The sequence below is a fragment of the Paenibacillus polymyxa genome (assembly GCF_001719045.1).
GTDB lineage: Bacteria > Bacillota > Bacilli > Paenibacillales > Paenibacillaceae > Paenibacillus > Paenibacillus polymyxa_B.
This window is the reverse complement of sequence record NZ_CP015423.1, coordinates 3,538,276-3,563,450: the sequence shown is the minus strand read 5'-3', so window position 1 is coordinate 3,563,450 and position 25,175 is coordinate 3,538,276. Positions and strand designations below refer to the sequence as shown.

Annotated in this window: 21 protein-coding genes; 8 read left to right on the top strand and 13 right to left on the bottom strand. The window is 45.9% G+C overall.

Annotated features, from left to right (window positions below; genetic code table 11):
- Positions 1-12: 12 nt before the first annotated feature.
- From AOU00_RS15910 to AOU00_RS15880, 7 genes are all read right to left on the bottom strand, one after another.
- Positions 13-570, bottom strand: a complete 558-nt coding sequence (locus tag AOU00_RS15910) for an NADPH-dependent FMN reductase (protein ID WP_069291050.1) — start codon at positions 568-570, stop codon at positions 13-15.
- A gap of 196 nt (positions 571-766) precedes the next feature.
- Complete coding sequence (locus tag AOU00_RS15905; RefSeq protein ID WP_069291049.1) at positions 767-1,774, bottom strand: AI-2E family transporter; 1,008 nt, start codon at positions 1,772-1,774, stop codon at positions 767-769.
- Positions 1,775-1,829: 55 nt separating this feature from the next.
- Entirely contained in the window at positions 1,830-2,246 is a 417-nt protein-coding gene (gene psiE / locus AOU00_RS15900) for a phosphate-starvation-inducible protein PsiE (RefSeq protein ID WP_081330719.1), read from the bottom strand.
- An 87-nt stretch (positions 2,247-2,333) separates the two neighbouring features.
- Entirely contained in the window at positions 2,334-2,828 is a 495-nt protein-coding gene (locus AOU00_RS15895) for a DedA family protein (RefSeq protein WP_013308662.1), read from the bottom strand.
- Between the two features lie 22 nt (positions 2,829-2,850).
- The gene (pssA, locus tag AOU00_RS15890; RefSeq protein ID WP_025677988.1) at positions 2,851-3,360 is read right to left on the bottom strand and encodes a CDP-diacylglycerol--serine O-phosphatidyltransferase; all 510 of its coding nucleotides are present in this window, start codon (positions 3,358-3,360) and stop codon (positions 2,851-2,853) included.
- Positions 3,361-3,383: 23 nt separating this feature from the next.
- Positions 3,384-5,153, bottom strand: coding sequence for a sensor histidine kinase (locus AOU00_RS15885; protein ID WP_069291048.1), 1,770 nt, complete (start codon positions 5,151-5,153; stop codon positions 3,384-3,386).
- On the bottom strand, positions 5,150-5,830 hold the full coding sequence (locus AOU00_RS15880) for a response regulator transcription factor (RefSeq protein ID WP_061831262.1): 681 nt from the start codon (positions 5,828-5,830) through the stop codon (positions 5,150-5,152). Before AOU00_RS15880 ends, AOU00_RS15885 begins: the two co-directional genes overlap by 4 nt.
- Before the next feature lie 211 nt (positions 5,831-6,041).
- Between AOU00_RS15880 and AOU00_RS15875 the strand changes: the two genes are divergently transcribed.
- The 3 genes from AOU00_RS15875 to AOU00_RS15865 all read left to right on the top strand — a co-directional run bounded on the left by AOU00_RS15875 (position 6,042) and on the right by AOU00_RS15865 (position 8,654).
- Positions 6,042-7,385: a glycoside hydrolase family 30 protein gene (locus AOU00_RS15875; RefSeq protein ID WP_069291047.1), complete on the top strand. Its 1,344-nt coding sequence runs from the start codon at positions 6,042-6,044 to the stop codon at positions 7,383-7,385.
- 161 nt (positions 7,386-7,546) lie between these two features.
- Positions 7,547-7,936: a winged helix-turn-helix transcriptional regulator gene (locus AOU00_RS15870; protein ID WP_069291046.1), complete on the top strand. Its 390-nt coding sequence runs from the start codon at positions 7,547-7,549 to the stop codon at positions 7,934-7,936.
- Between the two features lie 271 nt (positions 7,937-8,207).
- Positions 8,208-8,654 carry a hypothetical protein gene (locus AOU00_RS15865; protein WP_069291045.1) on the top strand — a complete coding sequence of 149 codons (447 nt, stop codon included), beginning with the start codon at positions 8,208-8,210 and terminating at the stop codon, positions 8,652-8,654.
- A gap of 103 nt (positions 8,655-8,757) precedes the next feature.
- On the opposite strand, the gene AOU00_RS15860 is transcribed toward AOU00_RS15865, so the two are convergent.
- Positions 8,758-9,249 (bottom strand): phenolic acid decarboxylase, encoded by a 492-nt coding sequence (locus AOU00_RS15860; protein WP_069291044.1) that lies wholly within the window; start codon positions 9,247-9,249, stop codon positions 8,758-8,760.
- A gap of 167 nt (positions 9,250-9,416) precedes the next feature.
- On the opposite strand from AOU00_RS15860, the gene AOU00_RS15855 reads away from it, so the two are divergent.
- Positions 9,417-9,965: a PadR family transcriptional regulator gene (locus AOU00_RS15855; RefSeq protein WP_069291043.1), complete on the top strand. Its 549-nt coding sequence runs from the start codon at positions 9,417-9,419 to the stop codon at positions 9,963-9,965.
- A gap of 64 nt (positions 9,966-10,029) precedes the next feature.
- Here AOU00_RS15855 and AOU00_RS15850 read toward each other — a convergent pair whose 3' ends face one another.
- The 3 genes from AOU00_RS15850 to AOU00_RS15840 are packed head-to-tail and all read right to left on the bottom strand — an operon-like array spanning position 10,030 to position 14,043.
- The gene (locus AOU00_RS15850; protein ID WP_069291042.1) at positions 10,030-11,229 is read right to left on the bottom strand and encodes a Ger(x)C family spore germination protein; all 1,200 of its coding nucleotides are present in this window, start codon (positions 11,227-11,229) and stop codon (positions 10,030-10,032) included.
- Entirely contained in the window at positions 11,226-12,320 is a 1,095-nt protein-coding gene (locus AOU00_RS15845) for a GerAB/ArcD/ProY family transporter (RefSeq protein ID WP_069291041.1), read from the bottom strand. The genes AOU00_RS15850 and AOU00_RS15845 overlap by 4 nt, the downstream gene beginning before the upstream one ends.
- A gap of 22 nt (positions 12,321-12,342) precedes the next feature.
- On the bottom strand, positions 12,343-14,043 hold the full coding sequence (locus tag AOU00_RS15840) for a spore germination protein (protein WP_069291040.1): 1,701 nt from the start codon (positions 14,041-14,043) through the stop codon (positions 12,343-12,345).
- Between the two features lie 238 nt (positions 14,044-14,281).
- Between AOU00_RS15840 and AOU00_RS15835 the strand changes: the two genes are divergently transcribed.
- The 3 genes from AOU00_RS15835 (at position 14,282) to AOU00_RS15825 (ending at position 20,252) form a co-directional block, all read left to right on the top strand.
- On the top strand, positions 14,282-14,623 hold the full coding sequence (locus AOU00_RS15835; RefSeq protein ID WP_061831253.1) for a phage tail protein: 342 nt from the start codon (positions 14,282-14,284) through the stop codon (positions 14,621-14,623).
- Positions 14,624-14,668: 45 nt separating this feature from the next.
- Positions 14,669-18,559: an immunoglobulin-like domain-containing protein gene (locus AOU00_RS15830; protein WP_069291039.1), complete on the top strand. Its 3,891-nt coding sequence runs from the start codon at positions 14,669-14,671 to the stop codon at positions 18,557-18,559.
- Between the two features lie 235 nt (positions 18,560-18,794).
- Positions 18,795-20,252 (top strand): exosporium glycoprotein BclB-related protein, encoded by a 1,458-nt coding sequence (locus AOU00_RS15825; protein WP_069291038.1) that lies wholly within the window; start codon positions 18,795-18,797, stop codon positions 20,250-20,252.
- Between the two features lie 72 nt (positions 20,253-20,324).
- On the opposite strand, the gene nirD is transcribed toward AOU00_RS15825, so the two are convergent.
- A complete protein-coding gene (nirD, locus tag AOU00_RS15820; protein ID WP_069291037.1) occupies positions 20,325-20,654 on the bottom strand; it encodes a nitrite reductase small subunit NirD in 330 nt (109 codons plus the stop codon).
- Between the two features lie 39 nt (positions 20,655-20,693).
- Positions 20,694-23,123: a nitrite reductase large subunit NirB gene (gene nirB, locus AOU00_RS15815; protein WP_069291036.1), complete on the bottom strand. Its 2,430-nt coding sequence runs from the start codon at positions 23,121-23,123 to the stop codon at positions 20,694-20,696.
- A gap of 344 nt (positions 23,124-23,467) precedes the next feature.
- Between nirB and AOU00_RS15810 the strand changes: the two genes are divergently transcribed.
- On the top strand, positions 23,468-25,156 hold the full coding sequence (locus tag AOU00_RS15810; RefSeq protein ID WP_069291035.1) for a spore germination protein: 1,689 nt from the start codon (positions 23,468-23,470) through the stop codon (positions 25,154-25,156).
- The last annotated feature ends 19 nt before the right edge of the window (positions 25,157-25,175 follow it).

Here is a 25,175-nt window from a genome sequence, read left to right as displayed (position 1 = left end):
AACTTCAAAAATCTAAAGAGTTCCTGTGCTTGAGCAAGCTTGCTCAAGCCCTTGAAGTAATGCTTCTAGCTCCTGCCTAGTTTCAGCGTTTGTAATTTCACCTTCCTGGTTTAGCTTCAAGGTGATATGCGGAATAATGACCTTTCCATTCTCCACAATCTCTGCATTGATCATTTGCAATGTGAGCAGCAGCGAGGCATGCGCCAGATGGCCGCCCATAGGAGACGGTGACGCGCTGATGACCGCTGTAGGTTTATTTACAAATTCACCTGAAGATACGAGCCAATCCAAGGCATTTTTCAAAGCACCCGGCACACCATTCCCATATTCCGGTGTACAGATCAGCACTCCATCCACTTGTTTCAATTGTTCCCGTAGCTCTCTTACGGAAGCTGACCCCTCATCTACATCCAAGTCAGGGTTAAAATGCGGAAGATCCCCCAATCCATCATAGACTGTAAACATCATATTTTCAGAAGCCAGCCCCATAGTAGCCTTCATAAGCGCTGTATTGGAGGACTTTTGACGAAGGCTACCCGATATAGCCAATACCTTAATTTTCTGTTCCATCCGATCATCTCATTTCTTTTATCTTGATCTAATCTTGCATATTCAGTGTACTATAGCTAACAAGAGAATTAAAAAGTGGATGAGCGTCAGCGATTCTTCCTATGAACAAACGGGCAATAAAAAAATGCCTGCGGCTTCGCAGGCATTCGTAATGAATCAATAGTCACTGTACTAGGGTGGAATCTGTAGTGCTGAATCAAGTATCCTTCTCTTGCTTGCGTTTTATCCCAATCAGATCCAGGAAGAAAACAAACAACGGAATACCTACAATCAAGCCCCAAATTCCAATCAGATGCTCAGAGAAAATAAGTACGACAAAGGTAAAGAAGATCGGTAAATTCGTTTTGGATGACATCAGCTTCGGATTTAAGAAGTAGGCCTCAATCGCATGAATCACCACGATCAGAATAACCAGATAAACCACATATTGAATGCCGCCGACACTGAAAGCGATCAGGCCGAGCGGTGCCAGTGAGATAAACACACCTGCCACCGGAACCAATCCCAGTACGAAAATGATGAGCGCAAGACCGAGCAGATTAGGGAAGCCCATAATCCAGAGCGCAATCGTGGTCAATATACAATTAATAAGTGAAATCAGCAGTTGAGCCTCCAATACCTTCCCGAACGTACCCAGAAACATACGGCCAAAATGACCCACTTCCTTGAAAAACCAACCCAGCTTGCTATCTACAAACGTAGCTGTAAAACGTGTAATATAGGATTTTTCCATCAGGAAGAACAAGCTCAAAATAATCGACACCAGAAGCTGTGTTCCCAATTGACTGACCTTCATCACTGCACTCAGGCCAGGCTCAAATAGCCGCTGAGCATTCAGCGTGTCCATAAATTCGATAATCGTTTCGTTCCATTGATTGCGATCAGGATACATATACGCTTGCTGAATCATGAGATACACCTGCTTGACCTGTACAACGATTAGCGGCACCATTCGGTAAACGCCCCACACCATAATCAGAATTAGCAAACCATACACCAGTAGTAGCACGATCATTGACGGCACATTGACGAACCGCTTGACCAGCTTATTCACTCCGTTATATATACTGCCAATCAAGATCGTAAGCAGCAGTGTTAACAACATAATATTCATCATGCTTCTTAACATAAACAACAGCAAAACGATTATCGCAAGGACGGCTATCCGCCTGACGCCCGCATGATTCATCCAGTTTCTTACCATTCGTCTTTATTCCCTCTCTCCCACTTGACTGTCAACTTTGCAATCTTCCTGAGCATCAACTTTCTCTTTTTAACAATTTACTGTTAGCGATCAATAGAGAACCTACCATGACTAGGATAGCAATAGACCACCAGAATGTATTTTTAGCATCATCATGATCTACAATAATGAGCCTGATGACAGCCGTGATCCCAATATAGATAAAATAACGTAATGGAAAATGAAAATTGGTTTTAAAGTACTTAACTATTAATGCTATGAATTCAAAGTACAAGAAAAACACAAGCAACTCTTCCGTGAATTCATAGTAATTTTTGTCGGTCTCTGCGTACAAAAAAACATAAGAAAAAATGGACCATGTTTCTTTTAGCAGTAAGAAGCTTAAAATCAGCCCGACCAGAAACAGCGAGATATTCAAGATCATTTGCAGAAAACTCGGTAACTTCTCAATATACTTCATTAGTACATTCAATACAGATCCCCTCACTGGTTGTACAGTATCTTTATTTATATTATCGGTGGTATACGTGAAAAATGCTACATTACTTTTGGGGTCACCTTAATGAAAGTTTATATTCGCCCCTGCAATATAACCAATGGAGATAAAGATAAGCGTCCATATCAGAGAACCTGCGCTTGCCACCAGCATATATTTTCGGACAGGCATCGCACTAATGCCCGACAAATAGCTTGTCGCATGTCTGACTCCTGGGATAAAATAACCGAACAAAATGGTCCACAACCCAAAGCGTGCAAACCACCCCTTAACTCTTGCAAATCGCTTCGGTGTCAATCCAACCCACTTGCCGTGCTTATCCACCAAGGGCTGACCCAGCTTTTTGCCTAGCGTGTAGCTGATCATCATCCCTGTCATTGCACCAATGAAGCTAACTAATATAGACACCGAATAATTCAGTACCATAATAGAAGATAAATAGCCGACAAACACCATAATAATTTCATCTGGAACCGGTAGGCCGATAATCCCAAGAGCAAGAAGAGCAAAAATAGCGATATATCCGTATTGTGTAATCATGCTGATGACCCATTCCATAGGGGAGCCACCTCCTGACCGATTATTTTTTGAAGGACGGAAAGGGAATACGGCTAACCATCAGGAACGACAGCACTACCATTAATGCAAGCAACAACCCCGGCTTCAAATGCTCACTCCATAAAAACATAAAGGACAAAATCACACCCGCCGCCGTAATCGGCATACCTACAAAGCCTTTGCTAAAAGCCATTAGGTTGAATCTTGCCAATCTTACCGCACCGCATATGACAAACAAAACAGCCACAAGCGGTCCTATCCAATGGGTATCTCCCAGCTTGTATAACAAGATCAAGAAAGCAGGGGCAACCCCAAATGAGACAACATCCGCCAGCGAATCGAGCTGTTTGCCAAAATCACTGGAGCAATGCAGCAGCCTTGCCAGCAAACCGTCTAATACATCCCATAAAGCAGCCACTACCACGAGAATAAAAGCGGTCATGTATTGCTCATGAATCGTGAAATACAGGGATAAGACCCCTGCCCCCAGGTTTGCAATCGTGCATAGTGAGGGCAACCAATTCCATTTCATACTCTTAACTCCTTTGCCATAGCTTAGCCTCCGAATATAACAACAAAACGTACGCCGTCCTTCTTATTCTCCACCTTATAGCGGAATTCGTGCAAATCCAAAATTCGTTTGACGATCGACAGCCCGAGCCCTGTCCCACCTGTCTGGCGGCTTCGGGACAGCTCGGCCCGGTAAAAGCGATCCCATATCTGCTCCAGTTGATCGTCAGGAATGGTCTCACCTTTATTTTCAATGGAAAAAAAACTGATTTCCCCAGCACCTTCGATACGAATCGTGATCGAGCTTCCTTCCTCAGCATGTCGTATGGCATTGACAACAAAGTTGATAATCACCTGTTCCAGCCATCCTACATCGGCATGGATCGGCATCTCATTGGCGGGGATAATGACCACTTCCAGCTTTTTCTCCTTCAACAAATGGAATAACTTGTCCACGACCTCCTCCACCAGCTCACTCAAGATAAAGGTCGTCTTGCGAAGCTTGAGGGTACCCGATTCCAATTTGGCGAGGTCCAGCATATCTTTGACCAATCGCTCCATTTTGTCCGCTTCCTCTACAATGACTTTCATATAATGATCCTGCTTCCCGGCGCTAACCCCATCTTGTAATCCTTCTGCGAAGCCTTTAATGATACTCAGCGGGGTTTTCAGTTCATGAGAAGCGTTGGCAAAAAAGTCTTGTTGTACAGCCTCCATCCTCTGCTTCTGTTCCATATCCTCCACCAATTGCTGATTGGCCTCCTGAAGCTCACGCAAAGCTGTGTCCAGGTTCTGGGACAGGGTATACATGCTGTAGGACAGGCTGCCCAGTTCATCATTCTGCCGGATTGGTGTATGGGCTGTAAAATCGAGCTTAGCCATCCGCTTGGCAGTATTATTCAAAGCAATGAGCGGACGGGTCACCATCCGGGAATAGAACAGGGACAAAATCAGAATGAGTGCAAATCCCCCGATCCCTAGGTACAGATAAAACCAGCGCAGAGCTTCATTCGTCTCACTAATTTCCTGCAACGATGTCACTGTGAACAGGAGGTCGATCTCGCCTGTGTCCTGACGAACAGGATGGACTATGACTGCATTGCGTACCCCTGTCCAAGGTTCCGTCCACTCTTCTTCCAACACTTCGAAATTCTTAAGTTTCTCCAGATGCGCCTGTGATAAAGGGAACCATTCCTCTAGCGCACTAAACAGTAAGCCTTGTCGCTGACTCCATGTTTTCAGATCCGGCAGTACAATCTCTGTCACCGTACCGGAAAATCTTACACTACCATCTGTGCTTGCCTCTTCCGAAGTCGATCCTATATTTTTGAAACCAAGCTTCTGTATGCCGGTTGGATAAATTAAATTGGCGGTAGAGATGCCGTCCGTTCCCAATCCCTCACCTTCAACCGTTACCGTATCACCGGGCTGAATCCGAGCAGCTCTCAGTTCATCTCCGTACTCGCTCATAAACAGAGACAGCGATATTTTAACGATTTTACCATCCGCTTTTCTTAGATTGATATGAAACGCATCATCCAGCTTTACTTTGCCGTCCAGCGTTACAATCGCCAGCTGGTTTTTATTCTGAAGCATAAAGCGAGCTGCCTCACGGGAAACCCTGCCCGATCCCCAAGCCTCCTGGACATAACTTTGACCGAAGCTTTGCAAGCGGCTTTCCACACGACCAATCTTCTGTTCCTGATAAAAATTTTCAAAAAACAGCAATTGACTTAAAATCACCATACCGTAAAAACACAGGAAAAACACAACCGTCATAATGAACAACTTAAAGGTAACTCCCCGTTTGTTCATTCTTCCTCCTCAAACCTATAGCCAGTACCAAAAACCGTGCGGATATGGCGTGATTCACGGCCTAGCTTACTTCTCAGCTTTTTGATATGCGTATCGACAACTCGTGTATCTCCTTCAAAGTCGATGCCCCACACCCGGTTCAGTATCGCATCCCGTGAAATAACTATGCCTTTATTATGTATAAGCAGCCGCAGCAGCTCATACTCCTTGGGCGTCAGCTCGACTTCCGCCTGATCCACCTCAAGCCGATGAGCCATCGTGTTGAGAATGGCACTACCGAACCGCAAAATATGCGACTCCGGCTGTACATGTCCCTCCACCCGTTTCATCAGCGCGTTGGCGCGGGCGATCAGCACCTTGGGGCTGAAGGGTTTGGTCACGTAATCATCGGCTCCCAGTTCAAAGCCTAATATTTTATCATCATCACCGGATTTGGCTGTCAACAAAATGATCGGCACACCTGAGCGGCTACGCACCTGGCGGCACACTTCCCAACCATCCAGTTCCGGCATCATAATATCGAGTATAATCAGGTCCGGCTGCACCGAATCAAACCAGATCAGTGCATCTTTTCCATTGCCTGCTTCATAGACTTCCCAATTATTCTGTTTAAAATAGTCAGCAATCACTTCACGAATACGTATTTCATCCTCCACGAGAAGAACTCTTTTCTTCAATCGACTTCCCTCTTTCGGTCATTCTAGGACACCAGCATATCAAAGACATGTGTACTTTATGTGTTCTTGACACTTCTTATCAGCAGAAGTTCTCATCCGCAAATTCAACCTTGGATTAGGGCAAATTTGTCGTGGCTCAGACCATCTCATCTCCTATGATCCTACCCTATAATAAGAAGAGATACAAAAAGCTTGAACAGGAGGGTAATACATGAGTAATCAAACCATTCAGTGGTTTTCCACTTCCAAAGCTAAAGCTTGGCAATCCCAAGCTCATCATTTGACCGATACTCAAGAGAGTGCCAATCTAGTCTTTACGGGAGAAACACATCAGCTTGTCGAAGGATTTGGTGGCTGTTTTAATGAATTAGGTTATGTGGCCCTGAACCATTTGGAAAAAGACGAACGAGATCGGGTGCTTCATTCTCTCTTTCATCCAGCGGGCGAGCACAAATTTGCGATTTGCCGACTTCCTATTGGAGCGAGTGACTACGCGCTGGAGTGGTACAGCCACAATGAAACAGACGGTGACGTGGAGATGAAGCACTTTTCTATTGAGCGTGATCAGCAATATCTCATTCCTTTTATTCGGGAAGCGTTACAACTCAATCCGGACTTGAAGTTGTTCGCTTCACCTTGGAGTCCGCCGACATGGATGAAATCACCGAAAGCCTACAATTACGGCACGCTGCGCTGGGAAAAGGATATTTTGAAAGCGTATGCATTGTACTTTGTCAAATTTGTTCAGGCTTATCACGAGGCAGGTATTACGATCCATCAGATTCATGTTCAAAATGAAGTCATTGCCGATCAGAAGTTCCCTTCCTGTGTATGGACCGGAGAGCAACTGCGTGAATTTATTCGCGACTATTTGGGCCCTGCTTTTGAGGAACACGGACTGGATACGGAAATTTGGCTGGGCACCATTAACGCACCCGATCCGTGGGAGGAATTAATGAAGAAGACTTCGACCGGATTCGATGAGTATGCCCATACCGTGTTGAGTGACCCCGAGGCCTACAAATATATTAAAGGCGTAGGCTACCAGTGGGCAGGCAAAAATGCCATTCAGCGCACCGTTGCCAGTTATCCTGAGCTTCGTTACATGCAAACAGAAAATGAATGCGGGAACGGAGAAAACTCATGGGACTACGCCAAATATGTATATAATCTGTACCAGCACTACTTCACCAATGGCGTAAATGCTTATATTTACTGGAATATGGTTTTGGAACCGAAAGGCAAGAGTACATGGGGCTGGGAGCAAAATTCGATGATCACCGTTGATCCGGCGGATCGAAAACCTGTCCTGAACCCAGAATATTACGTCATGAAGCACTTTTCTCATTTTGTATTACCGGGTGCCCGACGCATCGGACTTCGTGGCTCATGGACTGGAAATGCAGTTGCTTTTCAAAATACAGACGGGCAAAGGGTGGTAGTCATCGCCAATCCGTTCAAGGAATCGCGTGTGCTGAATCTGTCTCTCGGTGAAACAACACAGCGCTTGGAGCTGGAGCCGGAATCCTTTAACACTATTGTGATTCCTTCTTAACGCCGCAGATTTCTGGACTCTTCCAGTCTTGCACACATCATTAGGTATCCCTGTCCGGTCTATAAGTGCCCAAGCATATGCATAGTTTCCAAAATGGATGTATATCCTTTTGCGTATAGTAGCTATAAATAGTATACTTGGAAACTACGGACAGGAGGTCGATGAATATCACTACTATAAAAGACCGGATAGATTTGAAGCTGATTAATTGTGATAAGGAATTGACTCTCGCGGTCATCGGTGGAAAATGGAAGCTGATTATTTTGTGGCATCTCGGTATGGAAGGCACTAAGCGGTTTGGTGAATTGAAGAAGCTAATCCCCCACATTACGCAAAAAATGCTGACCAACCAATTGCGCGAACTAGAGGAAGATAAACTCATTCTGCGTAAAGTCTATCCTGTCGTCCCTCCGCATGTGGAATATTCACTGACAGAGCATGGCGAAAGCCTGATTCCGGTACTGAGAGCAATGTACGATTGGGGATCAAACTATCGCGAGAACGTGATCTGGAAAGAAGAAGAAGAGATTCAGGACGTCACACCCGTGTGATCAGCAAAACAAGCATTTTGCGAAATGCTGAACTACATTTTTAGTAGAGACGACCCTGGGGAGATCTGGGGTTGTTTTTTTATGATATAAAGACGTTCCCCAAGATAACAAAAGAAATGGATGCAAGTATCCGTTTCCATTGGCATTAAAGCTCGTTTTTCGCTACATATCCCCATTTTACACTTGTATCCGTGATTTACATTACATCCTCTGTGACGTATGATTCTTCCATCCCTATTTACAGTGAATCCAAGAAGGAGGCCGTTCTAGCATGAGCATGACGCTTGCCCAGCCCACAACGTCCCAAGTGACCCAATTACGCATTGGTTCCATGGAAATGATTCAATACGACTATCGTCAATTTCCTGACTCAAAACCTTATCAACACCATTGCTGTGGCTTGCTTACTATGTCGTGTAACGGCGCTCAAGGTCTGGCGGAATACGAGCTGCCTGAAATTAAAGGCGCTTTTGACCTCGTCCGCTGGGCTTCCGTGTTTACCTCGCTCAAGGGTCTGTCCTTAACCGAGGCTGAGCAATATATTCAGCACCACGCTGATCACTGGGGACCTGATAAAACAGAGCTGGCTCTATCTGCCTTATCCGATCTGACTGCCCATGCGAACCTGCACATTCTCTCCCCAACAGCGACCATCCTCCCCTCTCGGATTAGTCGTTCATATCTCATAGAGCATGGCCTGGTCTACTATTCATTCTAGATATCGTCCACAACTCCATTGTCAATCCACTTTCCAGTTCACGTAAAAAAGCCTGAGACTGTTTATCACAGGCCAGGCTTTTACACTTTCAGCACAGAGTTGATTACACTTGCAGTTTACCTGCACGAATGTCGTCTGTCATTCCTGTATAAGGTGCTTGGGAAATTAATTGTTCGTTGTTCACACCCGCATTTTCGATGAATGTAATATCTGCAAATTCAGGAACCACATACTTCGGATACGTTTCATACTTTTCACGCGATTCCTCCATCAGCGGAATAAAATCGTTTTGATAGCGCACAGTGATTTCTGGATGCTCATGAACCCATTTAGGGAAGAAAATAATGCCATGCATACGTTTTTCCTCAGGCATAAAGTTCAGAGAAACGTCAGTGCCTGTCGGTTCGGTCCACGATACTTTATACACATTTTCCACCAGCTTCACCAGATTGACCTTCTGATCACGTACCCAGCGGCCGCCTACCATACCACTATGAATGCGATAATCGATCGTATCTTCATTTTTAATATATATTTCGTACTCCCAACCATTCTCATAAGTGTAGATCATGTGGCTGCCGATAAACTTGTCCATCTTGCATCCTTCTTTCCTAAATTATAAGTTTTTATGAATTGAATAGGAGACCAAAGATAATAAATATTCAATTCAAAACATGTAATATTAAACATGTTTTTAAATACATATAAATTGTAGCACTATGGTATACTAGTGTCAAATAACGTTTGACAAGGAGAGCTACGTTGAAACGCACATTAAAATACGCCATTTTGGGCCTGGTTCATAAAGAGGAAATGAGCGGCTACGATATTACGAGTCAATTCAAGAAGGAAATCGGACAATTTTGGAGCGCCAAACACAGTCAGATTTATCCTGAGTTAAAAAGGCTGACCGAAGAGGAGCTTATTGAATATCGCACCTCCATTACAGGAGCCAAGCTGGAAAAGAAGCTGTACTGCATTACCCCCAAAGGAACCCAAGAACTGACCGAATGGCTTCTAAGTCCCAAAGAGTTACCAGAAACGGAAAAGGATGAGTTTATGCTCATGCTGTATTTCTCAGCAGCCATCCCCAAGGAAGAGAACAAGCGATTGTTCGAGGACCAGATAGCCAAACGTAAAGAGAAGCTGGAGTATCTGTACGAAAGTAAGAAATCCCTCCAACGGCTGGACGAGAAACTTCAAGCCCCCGGTTCTAATCAATTCGGGCATTATCTGGTGCTGAGCCGTGCCATTAATCGGGAAGAAAGCTATATTGCGTGGCTGGAAGATACACTATCCCTGTTTGAATAGCCTAAAAAACCTTCAACGCCACGTAGATTCGTGGTATTGAAGGTTTTTCTAAAATACATACAAACTAGTCTGCCGTCGTAATCGAAGAGCCGTAATCTTCAATATGGATATCTGTGCTAAAACGTACGGGAATGGTACTAAAAATGGTATCCCAATCCTCTTTGACCTTACGCCAAACTTTAGGATGCTGAATCCTCAAGACTTCTCCGAAACCTCCGACATCAGCCTGCAGCTTTTGCATTTTGGCTACAGTTTGTTCAGCTAATGAATTCACTTTCTCCTGAAAGATACTTTCTTCTTGTCCGAGCACAGCGTTGCTGCGCAAATTTTCTTTCTTGTTAAAAACCTCGGAAACGCGCCCCTCTGAGGTCATTTTTACTTGGAAGGAAATGTCGTCCCCCTGAACGATGGCCTTGATCCTGCTTTTCACTGCTTTGATCTCATAGGCTATATTTTTACCGGTTTGAGGATCGTTACCTTTCAACACGCCTCCAACCAATTGGCCCTTGATCCACATAAGACCCTCGACCTCTGATTCATTCAGAAAACCACCGTATGTTTGCGTCTTTCCTTTGATGATCCCCGCACCTGCGACCTTGATTTCATTCTCCGTCGAAATGACATTGGGTAATATAAAACTTCCCTTACTCTTCATGGGCCCGACCACTTTAACCAAAGCCACGGGCTTTATCAACCGTGCGTTCCGTTTACGATTTTGGAAAATATCCTTTAAGATATAGGCAGGAATTTGACCAGGAGTTTTTTCCTGAAGCGCATTGCTCGCCTTGTCTGTACTAATCAGTAGCTGGACACTGAGCCGAATGTCATTATCCCCCAAGAAAAAGTCCAGCAGCTCGTACAACGGGATCTTGCGAAGCAGACTGGAGCTGATAATAACCGTTTTCAAATGTTGCCCAATGGGCGGTCGGTTGGTTCGCAATGAAATTTCTCTTAACATCTCAAAAACGGAATCCCCTGTTTCTGTAATATTAAAAAATTTTTTAGCTTGCGGTGAGGAGCTATTAGAACCGCCGCTTTCCTCTGGGATGATAAATTGAAAGGTTCCCGTAATTAACTCTTTTTTCGGATAATCTCCTCCTTTTTGATTAATTTGCTCTTCTTGTGAAGATTCTGTCGCTATATCCATAGCAATGCCTGTCTCCAGATTTAGATCCTCCACGGGAGAGCTGCTCCAGCAACCTGAAAGTGTACTGCATATTAGAAGAACCGCTATTCCGAGTATTCCTGAACGGAACTTCATCATGACCCCACACCCCTCCAGCGAGAAATAAGCAACAGTGGCAGTGGAAGTAGAGCGATTAAAACGAAAGCGACATTCCCGATGATCGTCCCAAAAGAAAATAACTCATTCAGGTTTTTAGGAATTTGGGACAGGACGTAGATGAGCGGGAGCAAGATAAACAGCAACTTGGAATAAGATCTATTCAGAATTTGAGAAACTCCGAGCGAAGCGCAATAAAAAGCTATGCTGAATGTAACAAAAATTTGCATGATCCAAATGGTCAACAATAAGGATTCGAACCGTTCCAATAACAGATACTCCACTTCAAAACTGCGGGCCAAATCTAAAAAAGGCCAGGTTCTGCTCAAGACTCCTTCCATTGAAAAAGCCCCAATGCACAGGATCAACGTAGCTGTATAAAAAGCGACCGCGATCCCGATCGCCATCCCGATCGCCTTGGTTGCTTTCTCCGGTTTTTCCATCCGACAAAGAATAATCAGCAAGCACTCTGTCCCCGTTAATGTCAGAAATGTAGTTTTGAGCGTTCTAAGCACTGGCATTACCCCCTCCGACAAGACGGGACGCAAGTTATTTAGTTCGAAAATATTTAAACTCAGCATGCATATTAACAAAAAGATAGACGCCGTAATCGGGAATATCATTTGACCTATTTTACCTAATGAACCTACTCCCCCCATGCATAGATACAGAGAGAGCCACATAAAAGGTGCTGAAATTGCCCACGCAGGAGTTCCCTCAAGCAGAAAGAACGACGTTACTTCCTCGACAGACCGAATTTCGTATGCGGCTATGCCCACAAAATAGATAACGTACAACATGCCAATCACTTTGCCAAAGGCTTTGCCTGTTATCCGCTGCACATACTGGTAAAAGGTACTTTCTGGAAACCGCGAACTTAGTTTAACTATAATCCAACCGAACAGGAAAGTGGCCGCCCCTGCTATAATGACAGATATCCACGCATCCGGTGTTTTTGCAGCTTCAACGGCTACTCTGGGAAGAGTAAGCAACCCGGCAGCCAGCATAAAGCAAACCACAATTGCCGTCGTCTGTAATGTCGTAATTTTATCCGTTTTTTTCCTACGGGCCATCTTGCTCCCTCCTGTGTTGAGCTCATCCTTGTCGTTTAGGGTCTTTATGCTTCAATAGAATGGGCCTGTTTTTCATAAATTGCAACGGTGCTCGTACGAAGTAATCTTTCCAGTCCTTGAACGAACGAGGGGCCGTCAGACTAAGGTACGGCACGCCGAAGCTGTGTAATTTAACCATATGAATACTCAGCATCAGGAAAAACATGATCACGCCATACAAGCCAAAGATGGACGCCGTGAACATGGCTCCAAAGCGCAGAACACGCATGGAAATGCCAGCGCTGTATACAGGGGAGGCAAAGGAAGAAATTGCCGTGACTGCTACCACAATAACGAGAATCGGACTTACAATCCCGGCGTCAACAGCGGCCTGTCCAATGATCAGACCGCCGACGATGCCCATCGCTGGACCGATGGGTTTGGGCAGCCGTAGTCCTGCCTCGCGTAAAATTTCGATGGAAATTTCCATAATCAGGGCCTCAATCAGCGTCGAAAACGGAACCCCCTGTCTCGCACTGATAATGGAAATGACTAGCTTGGTTGGAATCAGTCCGGGATGAAACGAGATAAAGGAGATATAGAGCGCCGGGGCGAACAGAGATATCGTAGTTGCCATAAAACGAAGAAATCGAATAAGCGACCCCGGTATCCATCGTTCATAGTAATCTTCGGGAGACTGGAGCATCATCCCGTACGTCACAGGCATAAGGAGCGCAAAAGGTGTACCATCCAGCAGAATCGCCACACGTCCCTCCAGCAATGCAGCCATGACCCGATCCGGTCTCTCCGTATTTTGAATTTGCAGAAAGGGACTAAGAAAATTATCCTCAATAAGCTGCTCCACATAGCCCGACTCCAACACCTCATCCATATCAATGGTTTTGACCCGCCGCTTCACCTCGTCCACAAGCTCCGGGTCGGCAATGTCTCTGAAATACACCACCATCAGCTGCTTTTCCACTCTTTTGCCCACTTTGAAGGACGACATGGCCAGTTCTGTACTTTCTCCATGCCTGCGCAGCATTGCCGTATTGTCGCTAAGGGTCTCGGTAAAACCAACTCGCGGTCCTCGCAGCACCGATTCCGATATGGGGTCTTCCACCCCTCGTGTGCTCCCTTTGGGTGTGCCCAGCACAAAAGCACCCGGTATGCCCTGTATCATGAGTATGACTGAACCGAACAGCACCTTTTGCAAGGAGAACTTCACCTCTAACGTATACTGAGTCTCCGATACCAGCATGACCTGACGAATAAACATATCCCGAAGCTCTTTTCCTCTCGGAAGATCCTCCCCGCCTTCTCCGGAGCTGCCCCAATCCATTAGTGGCTTTAAAATGTTCTGATCCATGCCAACCTTGTCTGTTAATCCATCCACAAAAAAAAGTGTACCTACAGCGTTCAATTTTTCCAGAAAAATGGATCGTTCGTTCACGTCCGACATATCCGTGACGGCTTGTCTGATTTTTGCTACATTGGCTTCGTAATCTTCGGTAAAGGTTCCCTCTTCCTTCTCAGCCTCACTTACAGACGGATTATGATCTGCATGCTGCGAACGGTCTTCTTCTTCTAAAAGCTTTAATCGTTCCATACGTCTGCTCTCTCGACCATCCATCGCTCTGATTTGTCGTACCGTCAGAAAAATAATCAAAGGTATGATGGATAAAAAGAAGGCTTCCATCCACACGTTCCATTTGGGCATATGAGTTCCGATGACCTGCCACACACTCTTTCCTCCTTCACTTCCAGATGATTTGTATATAGATTTACCTGGATTAGAAAAAAGATGCATGGACAATGGAATAAATTTCTTTACTCACAAAAGGAATAAAAAGGTGAATTTGATAGATGAACTGTAGTGCCAAAAGTGGAATTCCATGATAATATCTACTCATTCTATGACTAATGTCACAAATTTATTGAATTCGTGGGCCATTATTCGAATCTAAAAAGGAGTTGTAGGTATGAAGAAGCATTTTTGGAAGAAAGCCGCTGTGTTGAGTTTGTTAGCGGTCATTTTGTTAGGGGGAACGGCGATCAGTCCCAAACAGGCTCAAGCATCGACCGAACCTTATCTTGGGGAAATTACGATGTATCCTTACACGTTCGCTCCCAATGGATGGCTAAAGTGTGAAGGTCAGCTCTTATCTATTTCGCAAAATACAGCACTGTTCAGTCTATTGGGTAATAATTTCGGAGGGAATGGAACAACCACATTTGCATTGCCTGATTTGCGTGGAGCCTCTCCGATGCCGAATGTAGATTACTACATTGCAACCGTAGGAGGATTCCCGTCCCGTCCATAATGAAATGCTCAATGGTGTGCTACTTAATGAAGAAGAGGTGATGGCGTGCTCGAAGGCAATAACTTCACACGCAACAATTTTAAACCCTATCGCTTGCTGGTTCCATTGCTGCCATTCATCGGCGGTGCGTTCCTGCTGATAGGGACGAATGAGATTCACGCTGCCAGTTGGGAAAATATGGTACTTAACAAACCAGCCACATCCAGTGGCTATAGCCAGCCCTATGATCCCTCCAGAGCTGTGGATGGGTCAATCGGACCGACAAGCCGCTGGTATCAAGCCAGCAACGGTGAGAAATGGATTCAGGTAGATCTGAGAGACTGGTATATCGTAGATCGATACGTTGTTACAGGTATGGGTGTCCATTATGGGTGGCATGATCAACGTGATCCATACAGTTTCCGATTGCAAACAAGCAGCAACGGAAGTAATTGGGTGACTGTGGATACCGTCCAGAATAATGGGAGCTCTAATGTTGAAAAGAGTATTACTCCTGTAACTACACGATACTTGCGATTATATATTGATCAGGGAAATGCGAGAAACAATCAATGGGCTTCCATCATGGAATTCGAAGCTTATGGCGAGCGGTTGCCCGTTCCACAGGCTCCGGGTCATTTTACAGGAACCAAAAATGGAAATACAGTGGAGTTAAGCTGGGATGCTGTTCCTTATGCAACTTCATACAAAGTCATACGAGATAGTGTAACGCTTTATTCAGGTAACTTAACTCAATTCATAGATACTTCAGCATTGCCGCCAGGTGAAGCAATTTACACGGTTCAGGCCGTGAATGCTAAGGGGGAGAGCACTCCCTCAGAGGTTAAAGTGAACATACTTTCCGATGCCGAGAGAGTTGCACAGGCAAAAGCTGCTCTTGCATTAGGCTTCGCACCTGGAGATACAGCTGATTCGGTATCCCAAAAGCTGACGCTGCCACTCGCTGGGTTGAATGATACGACGGTGAGCTGGAGTTCGGATACTCCTGACATCATTACGAACGAGGGGGCTGTCACACGCCCGCGGTATGATCTGGGTGACCGAAAAGTAAAACTGACAGCAACGATTACGAAGGGAAGCGCCTCAGATACCCAAACTTTTGAGGTTACCGTAGCGAAGATCACTGCTCAAGATACATTGAATCAAGCAGCAGACACCCTCTCGCTTGGCGATTTGTCTGCGCTAACAGAAAATATTTCTCTTCCTTTATCCGGTTATGGTGGAGCGCAGATCGAATGGTCCTCGTCCAAACCTCTTGTCATTGCAGCAGATGGAACACTCACCAGACCCTCCTATAACAGTGGAGATACGGATGTTACCCTAACGGCTACCCTGCAACTTGCAGGCTTAACGAAAACAAAGGATTTTACTGCACACGTACTCCGTCTGCCGATGAGCGACACTGAAGCCGTAGACGCAGCATACAAAGCACTTGAACTGCCGATAACGACAGTAACGGGAGACGTATATTTGCCAAAAGATGCTCTGAATGGTGTTCAGGTGTCATGGTCATCGAATCAACCCCAGTTCTTGGATCATACTGGGCATGTAACCTTCCCAAGCTATGTACAGGGCGATCAGACTATCACGCTGGAAGCAGTTGTATCACGAGGCGCGGTTGAGCTACGAAAAACATTTAGCCTGCTCGTGCCCGCACTGCCTGTAAGCGCTGATGAAGCCGTAAATTTGGCAGCAAATACACTGAATCTGGATTACCCGCAAGGGATTAAGGATTCCATTGCCTTGCCTCGTGTAGGAGCATTCGACACCCAGATTGATTGGTCCTCGGAACAACCAGATATCCTCAGCGACAGCGGTCAAGTGAATCGGCCTAAATATACAGATGGTGATGTGAATGTACAATTAATTGCCATTATTTCTAAAGGTGCAGCTTCTGTACAAAGAACATTCACGATCACAGTACTGAAGGCATTACCGAATACACCTTACGTACGACTAAATGGCAGTAATCCAATTGTTCTGGAAACCGGCGATAACTTCGCTGATCCAGGAGCCAGCGTACTGGACAGCGTATACGGCAATATCCTGATCCCTGAGCTTTCAGGTAGCGGGAATGTCGATACAAATGTACCTGGTGTATACGTATTGAACTATGCTTATAGCGACAATGGGGGCTGGACGGCAGAACCGGCAGAACGCCGTATAAACGTGCTGCCTCGTGCTGTTACAGCTTCAGCAGGCAATGAGGATATAGCCTCAGTAATCGTTACAGGCGCGTTGCCGAGCGCAAGGCTTGAGTTGTACAATGCCCAGCAGGAGCTTATAGCGGAAGGAATTGCTTCGGGAGAGGGAAGGTATACATTTACACCTGTTCCTGAAGGAGCCAGCTACTATGTGCTGCAGAACGTAAATGGCATGAAGAGTGCTCCGTCAGGGCTAGTGTATCCGCAAGGGTTAACCGCGCAGCGCGTTGCAGATTCCATCACAAGCATAGCAGCTCCTACTACAAGTGATACACTGCTCAGGTTGCCTGTTGTACCTGATGGTTTCCGTGTGACCATCAGCAGCAGTAGCCAGACAGACATCGTGCGTACAGACGGAACTATTATTCAAGCAGATACTCCTTCCGTTGTAACTATCATGCTGGATGTTATGAGGGTAAGCGATGGTTCTCATGCTTTGACGCAAGCCATAGAAGTCACGGTCCCTGCCAAGGTAATTGCGAACACAGGCAAATCTAACAAAGATAACAATGAGGATGTATCTGCTTTCGTACCACAGATCGGATTTTCCGAACAAGGGAAAGAGTTCTCCCTCTTTGTTCCTTCGCCGGCATTCCTGGATGAGCAGATACAGCAAGCACTTCGCGAAGGCAAAGCGTACGCAGACATTCGTTTGGAGCAGGAAAAGCAACTGAGTCGTGTTATCCTTACTCATTCTTTACTGAATAAATGGGATAAGATTGGTGCATCGGTAATATCCCGATATGGAACACTGTTGATATCCAGTGACACCTTAACCAGCATGGCCTCAGGCCAGCAGGACGTTACATTGTCATTCCAGCAGGCAGATGTACAACGTGCACAGCAGATCCGTGACTGGGCCGAGCAACAATCCAGCCTGACGCTGATGGGTCCGGTTACAGACATCAAAGCCAATGTGACTGGGACCTCGTCGATCATTCTACCGCTGGATAACGAATCCTTAGGTGAGTTACACAATGCAGAGCCCCAGTTCTCCATTCTTGTTATTCATGAGAATGGTGAGCGTGAGATTCTAAAAGGGACTGCTGTAATGGATTCAAAAGGGATGTTGTCGGGTGTGAGTCTGAATACGACCGGGTTAGGTACCTTTGCCGTCGCCACAGATGCCAAGACTCAAACCAATAATGCCAGTGTGCAAAATGACCCAAGCAATTCGTCAGATCCACAAGTGCTAGCTCAGGTATGGCCGGATGTACAAGGCCATTGGGCAGCGAAGTCCCTGCAATCTCTTGCAGACAAAGGCTGGATACAAGGCTATAAAGACGGAAACATACGCCCTGATCGCGCTGTAAGCCGTGCAGAATTTGTAGCCATACTGACCAGAGCATTGGGAACTGCTGGAGATGAGAGCCCTTCTACCTCATTTACAGATATGCAGGGACACTGGGCTGGATCAGCCGTGGATTTTGCTCACCGCCAGGGATGGATTCAAGGGCTAACCGCTCAAACTTTCGGACCTGATGAGAGTCTTACCCGTGAACAGGCGATGGTGATCCTGTCACACGCGATGCAGAATCAGACATCCATTTCCAGCACTGCCGCACTGCAATCCTACAAGGATGAGCAGGAGATTGCAGCATGGGCCTCCGCAGCATTCCAGAATGCAGTATCCTCCGGTTGGATCAGCGGTTATCCAGATGGAACACTCAAGCCAAAAGCGGCTATCAGCAGAGGTGAGATGGCTGAACTGCTGGTACGTATTCTTAAATAAGAATTTTTAAGCTTCATAGATCAGATGAGTATACGCAAATACAACACGGCCTCCATGCTTTTTGGGGGCCGGTTTTTTTTATGTATATTTTATGTACAAGCCTTTAACAATCATTTTTGCTTGTTTATTCACCCTTTTCGCTTCAGTAAATATATTATGAATATCTGCGAAGCGGGGCGATAAACCACCTGTCACCTCTACAGTAGTAAGAATGATGAGGAGGAGATATTTGAGCATGAAACATAAAAAACCGTTCAGGTTCAGTGGTGCTTCAAAAAAAGACGAAGACTGTAAACCAACAAGAGTAAATAGAAGTATCGAAGATCTTCTCAGACTGATTAATGAATTGACCGCGATCATCCCCATCGTATTCGCAAACCCCTCTGCGGCTAATGTATCTTCCTTGCAACAGATTTTAAGACGTTTGTTGTCTCTGGCGAAAAGCTTAAGACTTAGAGGCGGGGTTAAGGCAGACCTACTGGCAGCGCTGGAGCTTGCTATTGTTGCGTTAGAAGCTACACCCTTCTCTCCGATCGGTGTAGGTACTGCACTGCAACAATTGCTGGATGCCCTATTGTCCATCGTTTTACAAGAATCCCTCGATCCTGCTCTTAAAGACAGCTTAATCAGCGCGATCAGAATCGCTGGAACGACGGTTAGCAACGTATTAGGAGAAACATACTTGTCAGGGGAGCCAGGTGCACAAGGACCTCCTGGACCTGTGGGACCCGGCGGTGCGCCTGGACCCGCAGGTGGACCTGGCCCACAAGGGCCTCCCGGACCTATCGGCGCCGCTGGACCTATCGGAGCGGCTGGACCAATCGGCCCTGCCGGGCCTGCGGGGCCTGCCGGACCAGTTGGAGCGGCTGGACCTATTGGCGCCGCAGGGCCTATCGGGGCCGCTGGACCGGAAGGCCCTGCCGGACCTGTCGGCGCTACGGGTGCTGCGGGACCTGCCGGGGGGGTAACAGGTGCCACGGGCGCTACGGGCGCGGATGGATTGATTGGGCCTGCTGGAGCCACAGGACCGACCGGGGCTGATGGGCTACCAGGCGCGGTTGGCGCCGTCGGGCCAGCCGGGGTCACAGGGCCGACCGGAGCTGATGGGCTGCCGGGTGCGGCTGGTGCTACCGGAGCCACGGGCACGGCTGGTGTTACTGGAGCGACCGGTTCGGGAGCCATCATTCCGTTTGCTTCGGGCGGACCTGCTATCCTGACAACCGTTCTTGGCGGAGTGGTAGGAACCACCAGTTTGATCGGCTTTGGAAGCTCAGCAACAGGGATTAGCCTTGTAGGCGGGGCCATTGACCTGACAGGTACACTTGTAGGACCTCTGATCAACTTTGCTTTTTCCGTACCACGGGATGGCGTAATTACATCTATTGCTGGTTACTTCAGTACAACAGCGGCGTTAACTCTCGTGGGTTCAACTGCGACGATTACTGCCCAATTGTTTAGTTCCCCAACACCTAATAATACCTTCACAGCAGTTCCCGGAGCTATCGTTACATTGGCCCCTTCGCTGGCTGGCATTATTGCTTTGGGAACGATCTCTAGCGGTATTACTACCGGGTTGGCTATACCGGTAACCGCACAGACTCGTCTGCTCCTTGTCTTCTCTGCAACAGCTACGGGACTTTCCCTCGTAAACACTATCGTAGGTTATGCAAGTGCAGGCGTTACCATTACCTGATCCAAGACGAAAAAAGGGCCCAACAGGATTGTTCCTGTCAAGCCCTTTTTTATTTGTATTCCATCAGACGAACTAAACCGTTTCGAGTGATACTTTTACTTCTTCTCCCTCTTCACAAACGGCGAATGTTTTAACTTGTCCATGATCAGGCTCTTGAACGATGCCTGTCTTCAGATCAATTTTCCAGTCATATAAAGGGTCATAGATATAATGACCAGATACTATCGCCTCTGTAAGAGGCCCTCTTTTGGGATGAGGATTGATATTTTCAACGGCATAAAGCTCATTCTCCGAAGTGCGGAAAACAGCAATTTCAGCACCTTTGATATGGATGGTACGCCCTATTCTGATCGGAAAATCCTTACTGTGACCGACGACAAGCCATTCGGCATTTTTGATCATTTGCTTGATCGCTCCCTTCCTCAGGCATTTTAGATACAATTACACAATAGACGGAGTGACAACCTCAAATAGATTTTTGCGAGTATCCTCATCATTGATGATCTTTTTCCACGGGTCTTCCACCTGTTGTAGTGCAAATTCGATGCGTTCTACTAAAGCTTGTCGATGATCTGTATCCTGAACGACAGCCTTCTGAATCTCTTCCAGACCGATCCGTTCCACCCACTCCGACGTGCGCTCCAGGTATTGTCCTGTTTCCCGGTAGAATTGCATCACGGCTCCTACAATATCAATCAGTTCAGCGTCGGTTTTTACTTTACAGAGTGAATCAGCCAACCGCGCTTTAATACCGCCATTACCACCGATAAAGATCTCCCAGCCCCCATCATTACCTACGATTCCGATATCTTTGGTACATGATTCCGCACAGTTGCGTGGACATCCATTAACTGCTAATTTGAATTTTGCTGGGAAATCCAGTCGTTCGAATTTTCGTTCCAACACTTCTCCCATTCCCATCGAGTCCTGTGTGCCAAACCGGCAAAATTGCGATCCAACACAGGTTTTAACCGTACGAAGTGACTTCGCGTAGGCATATCCCGACGGCATATCGAGTTCTTCCCATACTTTAGGCAGATCCTCTTTACGGACACCGATCAAATCCAGCCGCTGTCCTCCTGTTACTTTAACGACCTTAACGTTGTATTTAAGAGAAACATCTGCTATCTTCTTCAAATCTTCTGGGGTCGTTACACCGCCGTACATTCTAGGAACAACTGTAAATGTTCCATCCTTTTGAATGTTTGCGTGCAATCGCTCATTTACAAAACGGGAATCTCCCTCATTTTCATAGGTATCCGGGTTAATCATTCCCAAATAGTAATTCAGCGCCGGGCGACATTTGGAGCATCCTTCATCATTATGCCAACCCAGTACATTCATAACTTCACGCGTTGTTGTCAGCCCTTTGGTTTTGATCGCTTCCACAATCTCGTCCCGACTCAATGATGTGCAACCACATATTCCTTGCTTGGCTGACGTCTTGAAGCTGTCTCCAAGAACATATTGTAAAATTTGCTCAACGACAGGCTTACATCCTCCACAGGAACGCGTTGCTCCGGTGCATGCCTTAATTTCATCGACTGTGGTCAGTCCATTATCATTAATTGCATCCACAATCGCCTTTTTAGTCACACCGTTACAGCCGCAGACAATTTCATCATCCGCCATCGTTTCAGCGGATAATGTTTTCGCCCCGTGATTGCTACATCCAGTACCCATGATCTGTCCATATATCTCATCTGTCATCTGCGTTTGCTGACGCACATATTTTTGAAGACTAGCAGATTCGCTCACATCACCAAACAGTACAGTTCCAACAATCTTATTTTCACGAAGCAGCACTTTTTTGTATGTGCGCTTCCACTCATCCTTTGCAACAATCACCGTATGTTCAGGCTGGGTTATGAATTCGCCAGCTGAGAAAACATCCACCCCTGAAATTTTGAGCTTGGTAGAAACCACCGATCCCATATAACCTTCAGTTTCCGCGCCTGCCAAATGTTTGGCAATGACACTTCCCTGCTCAAACAGCGGAGCTACCAGACCATAACAGATTCCGCGATGTTCAACACATTCCCCTACGGCGTATACATCCGGTACGGAGGTTCTCATCAAATCATCGACTACGATACCACGGTTCGTTTCCATACCACATTGCACAGCCACCTGAATATTAGGCTTGATCCCGACGGCCATAACGACCAAATCCGCTTCCAGCTCGCTTCCGTCTGAAAACCGCAGTCCTTGTACCCGATCTTGACCATACACTTCCGAAGTTTGCATTTGCATAGCAAACTTGATTCCCTGGCGTTCTAGTTCTGCTTTCAGCATCGCAGAGGCTTCCCGGTCCAGCTGGCGTTCCATCAAATCCTCCATTAAATGAACGACCGTAACATCCATTCCCAGGTTGACCAAGCCTTTAGCTGCTTCCAGCCCTAACAGACCTCCACCAATTACAGCTGCCTTTTTAAAGGTCTTCGCTGCCTCAAGCATTGCCGAGCAATCGGCGATATCTCGGAAACCGATGACACCCGGTAATTCTTTACCCGGAATAGGCAGAATAAATGATTGTGAGCCAGTAGCTACCAAAGCTACATCGTAATCAATTTCCAGTCCGTCTTCGGTGTGAATCTTCTTGTTCTCACCGTCGATGCTTTTCACCATTTTTCCTGTATACAAAGTAATCCCTTGATCCGCATACCATTGCAAATCGTTCAGTATGATATCATCAATCGTTTTACTGCCTTCCAACACATAAGAGAGCATGATCCTGTTATAGTTCGGATGCGGCTCATTTCCCAGGACCGTAATTTCATACTTATCTGTTAATTTTAAAATTTGTTCGACCGTATTGATACCAGCCATCCCGTTCCCTATAACCACAAGTTTCTGTTTACTGTTTATCATATACCGGTTCCTCCATTCATTCGACGATACTCCCTATCCGACGACATCTCCTACGTTCCTATGAATATTGCTTATGCTTCTATTCTAATACAGCAGACAGAGCTATATGTGATTACAGTCACAATATAGTTCAAATTAAGAATATTTAGGGATTTCCCTATTCTATTTCAAGGGATAAAGGTAAGAAGCTGAAATCAAATTTCATAATATTAAAATACATCACTTGCCCAATTCATCGAACGAATCTTTCCATTTCATGTGTAATTACAACCTTTATAAGGAATACTTTAGGAACAACTTGTATCTTAAGGAAACATGAATTGAATCGTATGGAGGTGATCATCATGTGGTCTAAAATTATTTCTTATATTCCAAGCTGGAGTACACTCTTTCAAGCAGGCCTCGCGTTGGTTATTCCTTTAGGAATTTATTATATAAACACATCGATTTATTCGTTAGTTGGCAGCAAGGGGGCAAAATCCAAACATTCTTCTGATCGTCCGCTTTCCGACGAACATAACGAAGGCCACGCTGATCAACAGCATGAACCAAGCTCCAAAATTACAGGGAATTATGATTCCGACTTAAAGTCGATTCGAGAGGCTATAGGCGAAAATAGTGATGTGCATTTTCGTGAGTTTGTAGTAAAGAAATATCATGCTCGGTCCGTGTTAATCTTCATAGAAGGTATGCAGGATGAAAAGCTTATGAGCAAGCAGGTATTGGAGGTCTTGATGTTCGAGGGCCAGCAGGACCCACAGCGCCCACAGGAACAGCAGGAAAGTATAAGTAACTCCTTTATAAAAGAAAACTTGATGCCACTTACTCAAATTAGTGAAGTTGCTGATATGGAGGACCTGCAGGAGTCTATACTTTTAGGCCATACTGCCTTATTAATTGAAGGAATGAAGGGAGCACTGCTGGTGGGCTCGCCCAATGGCGCCATTCGCTCCGTCAATGAACCAACCTCTGAAGCATTACTTCGGGGTCCCCGCATTGGTTTTACGGAGGTATTAAGTGAAAATACTTCGATGCTTCGACGCCAAGGCTTAAACAAAAGTCTGGAAATGAAGAAATTTCAAGTGGGAAGCCGAATCAAAAAAGATCTGGTTGTCGCGTATATAAAGGATATTGTGAATCCAGATCTCCTCGAAGAAGTAACGCGCAGAATTTCAAAGATAGACATGGATTTTTTGGCTGAATCCGGTTATGTGGAACAACTTATTGAAGACAATTATTTAAGTCCGTTCCAGCAGGCTCACAATACAGAGCGCCCCGACCGTGTCATTAATGCTTTGTTGGAAGGAAGAATAGCCATTTTACTGGATGGGACTCCCTTTGCACTTATTGTTCCGGTGACCTTCAGTATGCTGCTTCAATCACCTGAAGACTATTATGAGCGCTGGATTCCAGGAACACTTTTACGGCTGTTGCGTTTTAGCGGGGCTTTTATAGCGCTTATGGGGCCTGCTTTGTACATCTCTTTTATATCGTTTCATCCCGGTTTGATTCCGACCAAGCTGGTCATTAGCATCATCGAAACCCGTCAAGGCGTCCCTTTCCCATCCGTCATTGAGGTTATGATTTTAGAAATCTCTATCGAAATTCTACGGGAAGCCGGCATTCGCTTGCCCAAACCCATTGGTCCTGCGATGGGCATTGTGGGAGGCTTGGTCATCGGCGACGCTGCTGTAAATGCAGGCATCGTTAGCCCCTTCCTGGTAATTGTGGTTGCGGTTACTGCCATTTCTTCGTTTTCAATACCGACATACAGTGCGGGTATTACCTTGCGTCTTTTGCGTTTTGTCGGCATGCTCTTTGCAGCCATCCTGGGCATGTTAGGAACCATATTGTTCTTTCTGTTAATTTGTATCCATCTGACGAAATTAAAAAGCTTTGGCGTACCGTATGTAACGCCCTTTTCCCCTATGCGCTTAAGCGATTGGAAGGATATGTATATTCGAGTTCCTATATCTATGATGAAAAGAAGACCCGTTATGATGAAAACTCAGCAAACCAAACGTAGGCCATGATGCCAAGACGAAGGAGGAG